The following is a 12021-nucleotide window of genomic DNA, read 5'->3' on the forward strand; positions in this document are numbered from 1 at the left end:
GTACCGGGACGCGCTCATTTCCCGTCCGAAAAACGCCGAAGAAGAAAAGACACCGACGCAATGCCCGAGACAAGCCCCGCCACCGGCCTGCTGCTGACAGGCGGCGGCGCCCGCGCCGCCTACCAGGTCGGCGTGCTCGAAGCCATCGCCGAGATCCGGCGCGACGCCGTGGCGGCGGGTGCGGCCATCGGCGGCGGCAACCCGTTCCAGATCATCACCGGCACCTCGGCCGGCGCCATCAACGCCGCCGCGCTGGCCTGCGGCGCCGACGACTTCGACCGCGTGGTCGCGCACATCGCGCAGGTGTGGGGCGAATTCCGCGCCGAGCAGATCTACCGCGCCGACTCGCTCTCGGTGCTCGGCAGCGGCGCGCGCTGGCGCATGCTGCTCGGCCTGGGGCGCTTTGCGGCCAACTGGATGCGCATCAAGCCGAAGTCGCTGCTCGACAACTCCCCGCTGGCCGGCCTGCTGCAACGCCTGGTGCCGCTGGACCGCCTGCCGACGCTCATGCAGCAGGGCCACGTGCAAGCGCTGGCGGTCACGGCCTCGAGCTACAGCTCGGGCGAGCACGTGACCTTCTTCGAGGCGGCCGTGCCGATGGAGCCCTGGGTGCGCTCGCAGCGCCTGTCGGTGCGCGACCGCATCACGCACGCGCACCTGATGGCCTCGTCGGCCATTCCCTTCGTGTTCCCGGCCACCGCGCTGCCGATGCCGCCGGGCCACACCGAGTACTTCGGCGACGGCTCGATGCGCCAGTCGGCGCCCATCGCGGCGGCGATCCATCTGGGTGCGCAGCGCATCGTGGTGATCGGCGCGGGCCGCATGCACGAGCCGCGCGACGAGGACGCGCCCAACACCCACAGCGGCTATCCGACCATGGCGCAGATCGCCGGCCATGCGCTGTCGAGCATCTTTCTGGATGCGCTGGCGGTCGACATCGAGCGCCTGCGCCGCATCAACCACACGCTGGGCCTGATCCCCGAAGAGGCGCGCGCCGCGAGCACGCTGCGCCCGCTCGACCTGCTGGTGATCTCGCCGTCGGAGCGCATCGACATGATCGCGGCGCGCCACGTCGACGCGCTGCCGGGCGCCGTACGGCACCTGCTGGGCGGCTCGAAGGTCGCGGCCGACGTGAAGGGCGGCGCGCTCGCCAGCTACCTGCTGTTCGAGTCGGCCTACACGCGCGAGCTCATGGCGCTGGGGCGCGCGGACGCGATGCGCCAGCGCGACGAGGTGCTGCGGTTCTTCGGGTGGGTGCCGACGTGACGGCGCACGCGACCGGCTGAGTTCGCGCCGCTCACCCCGCCTCGTCCAGCAGCCCCAGCACCACGTCCAGCAGCACGTTCGCGCCCTGCGCCAGGTCGGCGCTCGCCGTGTGCTCCTTCGGGTTGTGGCTGATGCCGCGCACGCTCGGCACGAAGACCATGGCGGCGGGCGCGATGCGCGCCATCATCTGCGCGTCGTGGCCCGCGCCCGAGGTCATGCGGCGGTGGCTCAGGCCGCGGGCGTGCGCGCTGGCCTCGACGAGGCGCACCAGCCGTTCATCGAACTGCACCGGCTCGAAGCGCGCCAGCGTGCGGGCTTCGATGGTCACGCCTTCGGTTGTTTCGAGTTGCCGCAGGTAGTCCGCCAACTCGCCTTCGGCGTCCTTCAGCGTCGCCTCGTCGGTGTTGCGCAGGTCGACCGTGAGCGTGGCGCGCGCCGCGATCACGTTGATGAGGTTCGGGTGCAGGTCGATCGCGCCGACGGTCGCGACCTGGCTGCCGCCGTAGCGGCGCGCCAGTTCGCGCACGAACACCGCGATGGCGGCGGCGCAGTAGCCGGCGTCGTGGCGCAGGTGCATGGGCGTGGTGCCCGCGTGGTTCGACTGGCCGGTGACGACGATCTCCTGCCACGAGATGCCCTGCAGGTCGGCCACCGCGCCGATGGTGACGCCCCCGGCCTCCAGCACCGGGCCCTGCTCGATGTGCAGTTCGACGAACGCATGCGGCACCAGCGCGCCGCAGGCCATGTCGCCCGCGTAGCCGATGCGCGCGAGTTCGTCGCCCAGCCGCGCGCCGTCGGTGGCGACGGTATCGAGCGCCGCCTCGAGCGCCAGCCCGCCCGCGTGCACCAGCGAGCCCATCATGTCGGGCATGAAGCGCACGCCCTCCTCGTTGGTGAACGCGGCGACCACGAAGGGGCGCAGCGTCTGGCGCTGGCGTTCGTTGAGCCAGCGCACCACCTCCAGGCCGGCCAGCACGCCGTAGTTGCCGTCGTAGCGCCCGCCCGTGGCGACGGTGTCGATGTGGGAGCCGGTCATCACGGGCTTCGCATCGGGCAGCTGGCCGGGGCGGATGCCGAAGATGTTGCCGATGCGGTCGATGCGCACGGTGAGGTCCAGCTCGCGCATCCACTGCACGAGTCGGTCGCGGCCCGCGCGGTCGGCGTCGGTGAGCGCGATGCGGCAGACACCGCCCTGCGCCGTCGCGCCGATGGCGGCGTGGTCGTCGATGCGCGCCATCAGCGCGGCTTCGGCGATGCCTTCGCGCTGCAGCCATTGCGTCTGCGCCGCGACCACTTCTTCGCCCGAGCGGCCCGTCAGCGCGCGGTACACGCCGGGCGCGGTCGCGCCTTCGGTGCTGAACAGCAGCACGCGCGAGGTGGCGTCGAGGCCCGCCGCGCGCGCCAGTTCGGGGTCGGCCGCGAGCACCTGCAGCGCGGCCAGGCCGGCCGCGCCCGATTCGCCGACCAGCACGGGCACGTCGCCCGCCTCGCCGGTGGCGAAGGTGCGCATGGCGTGCTCGGCGTCGGCATCGGCGACGGTCATGAAGAGATCGACCGAGGGCTGCAGGAAGCGCCACGCGAGCGGCGAGGTCTCGCCGCAGGCCAGCCCCGCCATCACGGAATCGACGCTGCCGGTGGCGCGGTCGGGCCGGCCGCTGCGCGCGCTCTGCAGCAGGCAGTCGGCCTGTTCGGGCTCGACGACGATCAAGGTCGGCCGCGCGGCGCCGTAGCGCTCCCAGAAATGGCTCGCCACGCCGGCCGCGAGCCCGCCAACGCCGCCCTGCACGATGACGTGGGTGAAGGGGCACGGCGCGCCGGGCGCGGTGTTCTCGAGCAGCTCGTCGACGAGGATGCCGTAGCCCTGCATCACGTCGCGCGGAATCTCTTCGTAGCCTTCGTAGGAGGTGTCGGAGACGACCTCCCAGCCGTTCACCCGGGCCAGGCGCGCAGCTTCTTCGACCGAGGCGTCGTAGTTGCCGGCGATGCGCACGATCTCGGCGTCGAGCGCGGCGATGGGCGCCTCGCGCTCTTCGCTGACCTGCGCGTGCAGCACGATCACGCAGCGGCAGCCCATGCTCTGCGCGGCCGCGGCCAATGCGCGGCCATGGTTGCCGTCGGTCGCGCTGATGACGACGAAGTCGCGCAGCGCCTCGGCATGCCGGCCCGCGAACAGGTCGGCGGGCGTCCAGCCTTGCTCGGACCAGCGGCGCAGCACGAGCCGCAGCAAGGCCACGGGCGCACCGAGCACCTTGAAGCTGCCGAGCGCGGAGCGGCGCGATTCGTCCTTCACAACCACCTGCGCGATGCCCAGCTGCGCGGCGAGCCGGGGCAAGGGCCACGCCGGCGTCGGCTGCGGCGAGAGCCGGTCCCAGGTGGACAGCCACTGGCGGCTCTCGCGGCCGCGTGCGATGTTCATGACGGCCTGCAGGGCCGCGTCGTAGCCGCGCCGTTGCGCGTGAGGGTTGGCGAAGAGCATGGGAAAAAAACCAGAAAAGAAGAATGGATCAGGCGGCGGCGCGCACGGGAAGCCGCTGGCGCACGATCTGCGCGAAGTAGCGCGCGCCCGTGGTCAGCACCGCGTCGTTGAAGTCGTAGCGGCCGTTGTGCAGCGGCGTGCCGCCGGGCTCGCCCTCGGCGCCGTTGCCCAGGAAGACGAAAGCGCCCGGCACGGCGCGCAGGAAGGCGCCGAAGTCTTCCGAGATCATCATCGGCGCGACGTTGGCGTCGACCTTCTCGGCGCCCACCACGGCCGTGGCGGCGGCCACCGCGGTCGGCACGCATTCGGCCCAGTTCACGGTGGGCGCGAACTCGTGCGTGTAGCTGAACGTGCACTCCGCGCCGTGCATGCGGCAGAGGCCTTCGCTGATCTCGCGCATGCGCGCCTCGAGCATGCGCTGCACGGCCGGGTCGTAGCTGCGCGTGTCGCCCTTGATGACCACGTTCGACGGAATCGCGTTGCGGATGCCGTCGGTGATGAACTCGGTGCACGACACCACGGCCTGCGCGCCGGGGTCGAGCGTGCGCGAGACGATGGTCTGCAGCGCCAGCACGATCTGCGCGCCGATCACGATCGGGTCGATGCCCATGTGCGGCCGCGCGGCGTGCGTGCCCCGGCCGTGGATGTGGATGACGAAGTTGTCCTCGCTCGCCATCAGGCCGCCCGCGCGCGTGGCGAAGGTGCCGGCGGGCAGGCCGGGCATGTTGTGCAGGCCGTAGATCTCGTCGACCGGAAAGCGTTCGAACAGGCCGTCGTCCATCATGGCCCGGGCGCCGCGGCCGTGTTCTTCGGCGGGCTGGAAGATGAAGCGCACGGTGCCGTCGAAATCGCGCCGCTCGCGCAGCAGCTGCGCGGCGCCGAGCACCATCGCCATGTGGCCGTCGTGGCCGCAGGCGTGCATGCGCCCGGGCGTGCCGGAGGCGTACGGCCGCTCGGTCGCCAGCTCGGTGATGGCCAGCGCGTCCATCTCGGCGCGCAGGCCGATCACGCCCGTCCCGCTGCCCACCGTGAGGCTGGCGACCAGCCCGGTGCCGCCGATGCCGGTGTGCACCTCGAGCCCCAGCGCCCGCAGCGCGCTGGCAATGAAGGCCGAGGTCTTCGCCTCCTCGAAGCCGGTCTCGGGCATCGCATGCAGCTGGTGCCGCCAGCCGGCCAGCTGGTCGCGCAGGGGTGCGTCAGGAAACTTCATGGCGAGATGCTATTGACAACCCAGCGGGACAGGTGCGCAAAATGAGCCGCCGCCACGCAACGTTTTTGCGTGAAGCCTGCCCTTTCTCATGACACCCCTCGACGCCCTCGACCTGCGCCTGCTCGAACTGATCCAGGCCGACAGCCGCCTCTCGCAGGGCGAACTGGGCGAGCGCATCCACCTGTCGACGGCGGCGGTGAACCGCCGGCTCAAGCGCCTGCGCGACGAGGGCGTGATCCAGCGCCACGGCGCCGTGCTGTCGCCCGCCGCGCTCGGGCACCCGCTCACCATCGTGGTCGAGGTCGAAGCCGAGAGCGAGCAGATCGAACGGCTCGACGCCATGAAGCAAAGCTTTCGCGACTGCCCCCAGGTGCAGCAGTGCTACTACGTGACGGGCGAGTGGGACTTCATCCTCGTGTGCGTGGTGCGCGACATGGCGCAGTACACCGCGCTAACCCGCCAGCTGTTTTTCCAGAGCAACAACGTCAAGCGCTTTCGCACGCTGGTGACGATGGACCCGGTGAAGGTGAGCCTGGATGTGCCGGTGTCGGTGGGGGGCTGAGGGCGCGTCACGAACCCAGGCCGAACAGCGCCAGCAGGCCCAGAATGAACCAGCCGGCCTTCTTGGCGCTTTCGGCGCTTTCCTTCGAGATCGGCCACAGCTTGGCGCGGCGCCAGGCGCGAAAGTTGTTCGCCACCGCGAGGCCCACGCCAAGCAAGAGCAGCGGCGCCATGTCCCATGCGGCTGCTGCGATGCCCGACAGCACGACGATCAGCAGGCCCGCCACCCCGATCCCGCTCGAGGTGCTGGCCAGCACATGCGAGAGCTTGCCGCAAAGTCCGCACGCCGCGGGCGTTTCGCGGCTGGACCAGCGCTTGGCAACGGCGGCGATGCCCGGCTGGCGGCAATGGGGACAGGCGTAGGTCATGCGGCTCCCGCGAACGAGGTGGAAGCCGACGATAGCCGATGCGCTCAGCGCGCCGACAGCATCGACCGCAGCATCAACAGCACCGCGCCGACGATCGGCGCCAGCGCCAGCAGCCGGCCGGGTTCGAAGGCCAGCCCCGCGACCGCGCCGAGCAGGCAGCCAACCTTGATCCACGTCGGCACCGCGCCCCAGCCACGCCCATGGGTCACGGCGAGCGCGACCAGCGCAACCCAGCCGATCGCACCGCCGAGGACCGACAGCGTCCAGCTCAGCAGGTAGAACGCCGAGTCGGCGTCGCGGAACGCGAGCGCGGTGCCCAGGCCGCGCCAGGTGTGCCACCAGCCGTCGAACAGCAGGAAGCCGGTGGCCGAGGCGGCCCACCAGAAGAAGGCGTAGAGGCTGGCCACGCCGGCCAGGGCCGCCAGCCCGCCCAGCAGGCGGCGGGTGATGTCGTCGAAGGGCGCGGGGTCGCGCCAGGTGGCCGTTTGTCCGTGGTCCATGGTCGGAGCTCCATTGGTTCGCAATGGGTCCGACGGTAGGCAGCGAATGTGCGGGCTGGATGAAGCCTGTGTGAAGCGCGGTATCAGGCTGTCGGCGCGTCGGGCGCAATGCCCAGTTCCGCGCACACGCGCCCCAGCAGCGCCTTCAGCGACGCCACCTCGGTCTCGAGCCGCGCCACGTTGGCCTTGAGCGCCGCGACCTCACCGAGCGAGTCGCCGTGCGTGGCGAAGGCGCCGTCGCCCGATGCGCCCGGCCCTGCGATCTCTTCCGCCGGCGGCCCGCTCAGCAGGTGCGCCCAGCGGCTTTCGCGCGCGCCCGGCAGGCGCGCCAGCTTCACCACCAGCGCACCGGCTGGCCGTTCGGCGAGTTCGTTGAGGAAACCCTCAACCGACGAGATGTCGGCGAAGTTGTGCATGCGGTCGCATGCGATGCGCAGCTCGCCTGCTGTTTGCGGGCCGCGCAGCATCAGCACGGTGAGCAGGATCACCGACTGCGACGGAATGCGCAGCACGCGGTCGATGTTGTGCTCGTAGCGGAAGGCGCGCCCGCCGCTGGTCTCGGCCACGAGGCTGTAGCCCTTCAGGCTGTCGATGGCGGCCTGCACCTGCGACTCGCTGAGTTCGAGCACCGGGTTGCGGCTGGTCTTCTGGTTGCTACCCGACACCAGCGAGTTGAGCGTGAGCGGGTAGCTGTCGGGCACGGTGCGCTGCTTTTCGGCCAGCACGCCGAGGACGCGGGTTTCGAGGAGGGACAGGACGGGCAGCGGTGTGGACATGGCTCTGGGAGAAAGGGCAGAAGTGAAAAGGCAACCGGGCCTCAGGGCGCCACCACGGCCAGCATCGGCCCGAGATCGCGCACGAAGTCGTTGCGCTGCAGTGTCTTCGAATAGATCGCCGACACGGTGCCGTCGAGGTACAGCGCATCGCGGCAATGCAGCGCGTCGCGCAAGTACAGCGCGAAGTCGTAGAAGTTCACCGGCGTCTCGGCAAGGACGAAGACCGCGGTGCTGCTCGACACGCACACGCCGTTGCGGATCTTGCGCGAATCCGAATTCGGAATGAGCGCCGGGTGCACCGCGCCGTGGCGCAGCAGCAGCGGGCCCGACTGGGTCGCCAGCTGCACACCGCCCTTCGCAGCGATCGACGGGTATTCCGACGCCTCGACGATGCGCGGCCCCTCGGCCGTCACCAGGAACACGCCGTTGGGCTTGCGAAAGAAATTGCCGACGCCGTCGGCCAGGCTCAAAGGCGCTTCCTCGCGGCCTTCGCGCACCAGCAGCCCGACGGGTGCGAAGTCGGCGTGGTACATGCCGGCGTTCGCCGCGAACAGCAATTGCTTGTGGCGCGCCTTCAGCCAGGCCTCGAGCCGGTCGAAGCGCTTGAAGGCGGCGCCGGTGTCGTCGTTCAGGAACAGCGCGAGCTTGTCGGTGCGCAGGTCGACCTTGACGACGGTGTAGCGCGGCGGCGCGTCCACGCCGCCGGCGGCGGCGGACCACGCCAGGCCGGCGAGCAGGAAGACCAGCGCAGGCAGCAGCAGTTTTTTCATGCGACGACCTGCGCTGCCTCTTTTTTTCGCTCAGCCGCCGTTGATGCGCGCGACCAGCGCCTTCGTGAAGGCCGCCGTGCCGGCGCTGCCGCCGAGGTCGCCGGTGCGCACGTTGTCCAGGTTGAGCGTCTGGTCGATGGCGGTGCGCAGGCGCGTGGCCAGCTCGGGCCGCTTGACGTGGTCGAGCATGAGCGCGGCCGCCAGCATCAGCGCGATCGGGTTGGCGATGCCCTTGCCGGCGATGTCGGGCGCCGAGCCGTGCACGGCCTCGAAGATCGCGGCGTTGGTGCCGATGTTGGCGCCGGGCGCCATGCCCAGGCCGCCGACCAGGCCGGCCACGAGGTCCGAGAGGATGTCGCCGAACAGGTTGGTGGTCACCAGCATGTCGAACTGCCAGGGATTGAGCACCAGCTTCATCGCGCAGGCGTCGATGATCACGGTGTCGAGCTCGAACTGGCCCTTGTACTTCTCTTCGTACAGGTCGAGGCCGGTCTCCAGGAAGATGCCGGTGAGCGCCTTCATGATGTTGGCCTTGTGCACCAGCGTGACCTTCTTGCGGCCGGTGGCCACGGCGGTGTCGAACGCGTATTCGAGCAGGCGGCGGCTGCCCTTGCGGGTGTTGACGCCGGTGGCCATGGCCACGGCGTGCGGGTCGCCGTCGATGGGCACGTAGTGCTCGTGGCCGATGTACAGGCCCTCGAGGTTCTCGCGCACCACGGTCAGGTCGATGTTGTCGTAGCGCCCGCCCGGGATGATGGTGCGTGCGGGGCGCAGGTTGGCGTACAGCTGGAACTCCTCGCGCAGGCGCACGTTCGACGAGCGGTAGCCGCCGCCCGAAGGGGTTTCGAGCGGGCCCTTGAGCGCCAGGCGGGTGCTGCGGATGCTGTCCAGCGTGGCCTTGGGCAGCGGGTCGCCCGAGGCCTTGACGCCGCCCAGGCCGGCGATCTGGGTGTCCCACACGAAAGGCGCCTTCAGCGCGTCGAGCGCCGCCAGGGTCGCGTCGACGATCTCGGGGCCGATGCCGTCGCCGGGGATGAGGGTTGCAGGGATCGAGGTGGTCATCGGCGGCGGCTCACTTTCAGTAAAGAGGCTGCGAGCATACGTCGCACGGGCGACACCCCCGCGGCCTTCGGGGTCACTCCGGGTACCCCGCCGGTGGGGTGAGCAGCCCCATGGCGGCGGCCCCGGGACGGGCCGCCTAAAATGCCCGGTTCCCGGACGCGGCCCCTGGCCGCCTCCACGGGCCCCGCGCCCCTTCCGTTCGTCACTCCCGAAAGCGCCCTCCCCGATGTCCGCCCCGCGCAAGCTCTTCGTCACCACCGCCCTGCCGTATGCCAACGGCAAGTTCCACATCGGCCACATGATGGAATACATCCAGGCCGACATCTGGGTGCGGAACCAGCGAATGAATGGCGCCGACGTCAACTTCGTGTGCGCCGACGACGCACACGGCGCGGCCATCACCATCGCGGCCGACAAGGCCGGCGTGACGCCGCAGGCCTTCGTGGCCGAGATCGCCGCGGGCCGCAAGCCCTACCTGGACGGCTACCACATCGCCTTCGACAACTGGCACTCGACCGACGCGCCCGAGAACCACCAGCTGGCGCAGGACATCTACCGCGACCTGCGCGCCAACGGCCTCATCGAGACCAAGAGCGTCGAGCAGTTCTACGACCCGGCCAAGGGCATGTTCCTGGCCGACCGCTTCATCAAGGGCGAGTGCCCCAACTGCCACTCGAAGGACCAGTACGGCGACAACTGCGAGGTGTGCGGCGCCGTGTACGCGCCCACCGAGCTGATCAACCCCTACTCGGCGCTGTCGGGCGCCAAGCCCGAGCTGCGCAGCTCGGAGCACTTCTTCTTCAAGCTGTCGGACCCGCGCTGCGAGGCCTACCTGAAGGAATGGACCGCCGCCCCCGGCCACGTGCAGCCCGAGGTGCAGAACAAGATCCGCGAGTGGCTCTACAAGGACGACGAAGGCAAGGGCGGCCTGGGCGACTGGGACATCAGCCGCGACGCGCCCTACTTCGGCATCGAGATCCCCGATGCGCCGGGCAAGTACTTCTACGTGTGGCTGGACGCGCCCGTGGGCTACCTGGCCTCGCTGAAGAACCTGCTGGACAAGCGCTGCATCGAGCTGGGCGGCGACGGCATCTCGTACACCGAGTACATGGCCGACCCCGAGCTGGAGCAGGTGCACTTCATCGGCAAGGACATCATCACCTTCCACACGCTGTTTTGGCCCGCGATGCTGCATTTCAGCGGCCGCAAGGCGCCCAATGCCGTGTACGTGCACGGCCACCTGACGGTGAGCGGCGAGAAGATGAGCAAGAGCCGCGGCACCGGCATCGACCCGCTCAAGTACCTGTCGATCGGGCTCGACCCCGAATGGCTGCGCTACTACATCGCCGCCAAGCTCAACGGCCGCAACGAGGACATCGACTTCAACCCCGACGACTTCGTGGCGCGCGTGAACAGCGACCTCGTGGGCAAGTACATCAACATCGCCAGCCGCGCGGCCGGCTTCATCGGCAAGCGCTTCGGCGGCCAGCTCGGTGCGGTGTCGGCCGACGGCGACACGCTGCTGTCCACGCTGCGCGCTGCGGCCACGCAGGTGCAGTCGCTGTACGACGGCCGCGACTACGCCCGCGCGCTGCGCGAGGTGATGGCGCTGGCCGACAAGGTGAACGAGTACGTCGACCAGAACAAGCCCTGGGAACTGGCCAAGAAGGAAGGCGCCGAGGCGCGCCTGCACGACGTGTGCACGGTGTGTATCGAGGCCTTCCGCCTGCTCACGCTGTACCTGAAGCCGGTGCTGCCGGCGCTGGCCGTGAACGTCGAGGCCTTCCTGAAGATCGCCCCGCTGGTCTGGGCCGACGCGGCGCAGGCTCTGCCGGCCGGCCACGCCATCGGCGACTACAAGCACCTGATGCAGCGCGCCGACCCCAAGCAGGTCGACAAGCTGTTCGACGTGCCCGAAGCCGCGGCTGCCGCACCCGTCGCCACCGAAGCGCAGGAGCTGCCCGGCGGCGAAGCCATCGCGCCGACCATCACCATCGACGACTTCGCGAAGATCGACCTGCGCATCGCGAAGATCGTGGCCTGCGAGAAGGTCGAGGGCTCGACCAAGCTGCTGCGCCTGACGCTCGACGCGGGCGAAGGCAAGACGCGCAACGTGTTCAGCGGCATCGCCTCGGCCTACCAGCCGGAACAGCTCGTGGGCAAGCTCACCGTGCTGGTCGCCAACCTCGCGCCGCGCAAGATGAAGTTCGGCGTCAGCGAAGGCATGGTGCTGGCCGCGAGCCACGGCGACGAAAAAGCCCACCCGGGCATCCACGTGCTCGAGCCCTGGGCGGGCGCGACGCCGGGCATGCGCGTGCGCTGACCCGACCACGCAAAGAAGAACTAGCCGAACTTGTTGCTCAACACGAGGTCGGCAAACACCTTGCCGCCCACCGAGATGTGGTCGCGCATCGCCTCCGCGGCGTTGTCCGCGTGGCCTTTCAGAATCCACTCGACCACCCGTTCGTGCTCCCGCTGTGAAGCGGCGAGCCGGCCGGGCTTCTCGAACATCCGCCCACGGTAGGCCGAGATGCGCAGCCGCACGGTCTGCGCCTGCTCCACGATGAAGGGGTTGCCGCTGGCGCGGTAGATCACGTCGTGCAGCGCGGCGTTGGCCTGCTGGTACGCCTCGGCGTCGTCCGCCAGCGCCTGCGCGGCGGTGCCGGCCAGGGCGCGCAGCAGCTCCTCGCGCAGCGCCGGGCCGATGCGCAGCGCGGCCAGCCGCGCCAGCACGCCTTCGAGCTCGCCGAGCGCTTCCATCATCGCCACCAGTTCGTTCGCCCGCAGCTGGCGCACGTAGATGCCGGTGCGCGGAACGATGTCGACCAGCCCGCGCGCACTGAGCAGCAGCAGCGCCTCGCGCACCGGCGTGCGCGAGGTGTTGAAGCTCAGGGCCAGGGCCTTTTCGTCGATGGCCATGCCGGGCGACAGCACGCCGCCCAGGATGTCTTGTTCGAGCCGGGCTCGGATGCGGTCCTGCAGGCTGTGGGTGTCGAGGGTTTTCGCGGGTTGCATGGCGATCTGGATATTAG

11 protein-coding genes and 1 pseudogene are annotated in these 12021 nt (G+C 70.0%); 3 read left to right on the forward strand and 9 right to left on the reverse strand.

The window, feature by feature from the left end:
- The first annotated feature begins 60 nt into the window (after positions 1 to 60).
- Positions 61 to 1266 (forward strand): patatin-like phospholipase family protein, encoded by a 1206-nt coding sequence (locus AC3WQR_RS03750; protein ID WP_487847803.1) that lies wholly within the window; start codon positions 61 to 63, stop codon positions 1264 to 1266.
- 31 nt (positions 1267 to 1297) lie between these two features.
- Here AC3WQR_RS03750 and AC3WQR_RS03755 read toward each other — a convergent pair whose 3' ends face one another.
- The 3 genes and pseudogenes from AC3WQR_RS03755 to AC3WQR_RS03765 form a co-directional block, all read right to left on the reverse strand.
- Positions 1298 to 2536, reverse strand: a complete 1239-nt coding sequence (locus AC3WQR_RS03755) for a M20 family metallo-hydrolase (RefSeq protein ID WP_492741263.1) — start codon at positions 2534 to 2536, stop codon at positions 1298 to 1300.
- Between the two features lie 9 nt (positions 2537 to 2545).
- Positions 2546 to 3742 (reverse strand): annotated as a pseudogene (locus AC3WQR_RS03760) (diaminopropionate ammonia-lyase); the annotation flags it as partial.
- 28 nt (positions 3743 to 3770) lie between these two features.
- A complete protein-coding gene (locus AC3WQR_RS03765; RefSeq protein ID WP_492741188.1) occupies positions 3771 to 4952 on the reverse strand; it encodes a M20 aminoacylase family protein in 1182 nt (393 codons plus the stop codon).
- 88 nt (positions 4953 to 5040) lie between these two features.
- Here AC3WQR_RS03765 and AC3WQR_RS03770 point away from each other — a divergent pair, with 88 nt between their 5' ends.
- The gene (locus AC3WQR_RS03770; RefSeq protein WP_070061473.1) at positions 5041 to 5514 is read left to right on the forward strand and encodes an Lrp/AsnC family transcriptional regulator; all 474 of its coding nucleotides are present in this window, start codon (positions 5041 to 5043) and stop codon (positions 5512 to 5514) included.
- A gap of 7 nt (positions 5515 to 5521) precedes the next feature.
- On the opposite strand, the gene AC3WQR_RS03775 is transcribed toward AC3WQR_RS03770, so the two are convergent.
- The 5 genes from AC3WQR_RS03775 to AC3WQR_RS03795 form a co-directional block, all read right to left on the reverse strand.
- The gene (locus AC3WQR_RS03775) at positions 5522 to 5881 is read right to left on the reverse strand and encodes a hypothetical protein (RefSeq protein ID WP_492741189.1); all 360 of its coding nucleotides are present in this window, start codon (positions 5879 to 5881) and stop codon (positions 5522 to 5524) included.
- Between the two features lie 44 nt (positions 5882 to 5925).
- Positions 5926 to 6381, reverse strand: a complete 456-nt coding sequence (locus AC3WQR_RS03780; RefSeq protein WP_070061471.1) for a hypothetical protein — start codon at positions 6379 to 6381, stop codon at positions 5926 to 5928.
- Between the two features lie 83 nt (positions 6382 to 6464).
- Positions 6465 to 7157, reverse strand: a complete 693-nt coding sequence (locus AC3WQR_RS03785; RefSeq protein ID WP_492741190.1) for a YceH family protein — start codon at positions 7155 to 7157, stop codon at positions 6465 to 6467.
- Between the two features lie 41 nt (positions 7158 to 7198).
- The gene (locus tag AC3WQR_RS03790; RefSeq protein ID WP_492741191.1) at positions 7199 to 7927 is read right to left on the reverse strand and encodes a phosphodiester glycosidase family protein; all 729 of its coding nucleotides are present in this window, start codon (positions 7925 to 7927) and stop codon (positions 7199 to 7201) included.
- A gap of 30 nt (positions 7928 to 7957) precedes the next feature.
- Positions 7958 to 8989, reverse strand: coding sequence for an isocitrate/isopropylmalate dehydrogenase family protein (locus AC3WQR_RS03795; RefSeq protein ID WP_492741192.1), 1032 nt, complete (start codon positions 8987 to 8989; stop codon positions 7958 to 7960).
- A 226-nt stretch (positions 8990 to 9215) separates the two neighbouring features.
- On the opposite strand from AC3WQR_RS03795, the gene metG reads away from it, so the two are divergent.
- Positions 9216 to 11312, forward strand: coding sequence for a methionine--tRNA ligase (metG, locus tag AC3WQR_RS03800; RefSeq protein ID WP_492741193.1), 2097 nt, complete (start codon positions 9216 to 9218; stop codon positions 11310 to 11312).
- Positions 11313 to 11332: 20 nt separating this feature from the next.
- Here metG and AC3WQR_RS03805 read toward each other — a convergent pair whose 3' ends face one another.
- Positions 11333 to 12004, reverse strand: a complete 672-nt coding sequence (locus AC3WQR_RS03805) for a GntR family transcriptional regulator (protein WP_492741194.1) — start codon at positions 12002 to 12004, stop codon at positions 11333 to 11335.
- Between the last annotated feature and the right edge of the window lie 17 nt (positions 12005 to 12021).

The organism is Variovorax sp. FW305-3-2-15-B-LB1 (assembly GCF_058787635.1).

What these genes read in the sequence shown, in the direction of transcription:
- AC3WQR_RS03750 (WP_487847803.1), top strand. Translation starts at nt 61, where the DNA reads ATGCCCGAGACAAGCCCCGCCACCGGCCTGCTGCTGACAGGCGGCGGC.
- AC3WQR_RS03765 (WP_492741188.1), bottom strand. Translation starts at nt 4,952, where the DNA reads ATGAAGTTTCCTGACGCACCCCTGCGCGACCAGCTGGCCGGCTGGCGG.
- AC3WQR_RS03770 (WP_070061473.1), top strand. Translation starts at nt 5,041, where the DNA reads ATGACACCCCTCGACGCCCTCGACCTGCGCCTGCTCGAACTGATCCAG.
- AC3WQR_RS03775 (WP_492741189.1), bottom strand. Translation starts at nt 5,881, where the DNA reads ATGACCTACGCCTGTCCCCATTGCCGCCAGCCGGGCATCGCCGCCGTT.
- AC3WQR_RS03780 (WP_070061471.1), bottom strand. Translation starts at nt 6,381, where the DNA reads ATGGACCACGGACAAACGGCCACCTGGCGCGACCCCGCGCCCTTCGAC.
- AC3WQR_RS03785 (WP_492741190.1), bottom strand. Translation starts at nt 7,157, where the DNA reads ATGTCCACACCGCTGCCCGTCCTGTCCCTCCTCGAAACCCGCGTCCTC.
- AC3WQR_RS03790 (WP_492741191.1), bottom strand. Translation starts at nt 7,927, where the DNA reads ATGAAAAAACTGCTGCTGCCTGCGCTGGTCTTCCTGCTCGCCGGCCTG.
- AC3WQR_RS03795 (WP_492741192.1), bottom strand. Translation starts at nt 8,989, where the DNA reads ATGACCACCTCGATCCCTGCAACCCTCATCCCCGGCGACGGCATCGGC.
- metG (WP_492741193.1), top strand. Translation starts at nt 9,216, where the DNA reads ATGTCCGCCCCGCGCAAGCTCTTCGTCACCACCGCCCTGCCGTATGCC.
- AC3WQR_RS03805 (WP_492741194.1), bottom strand. Translation starts at nt 12,004, where the DNA reads ATGCAACCCGCGAAAACCCTCGACACCCACAGCCTGCAGGACCGCATC.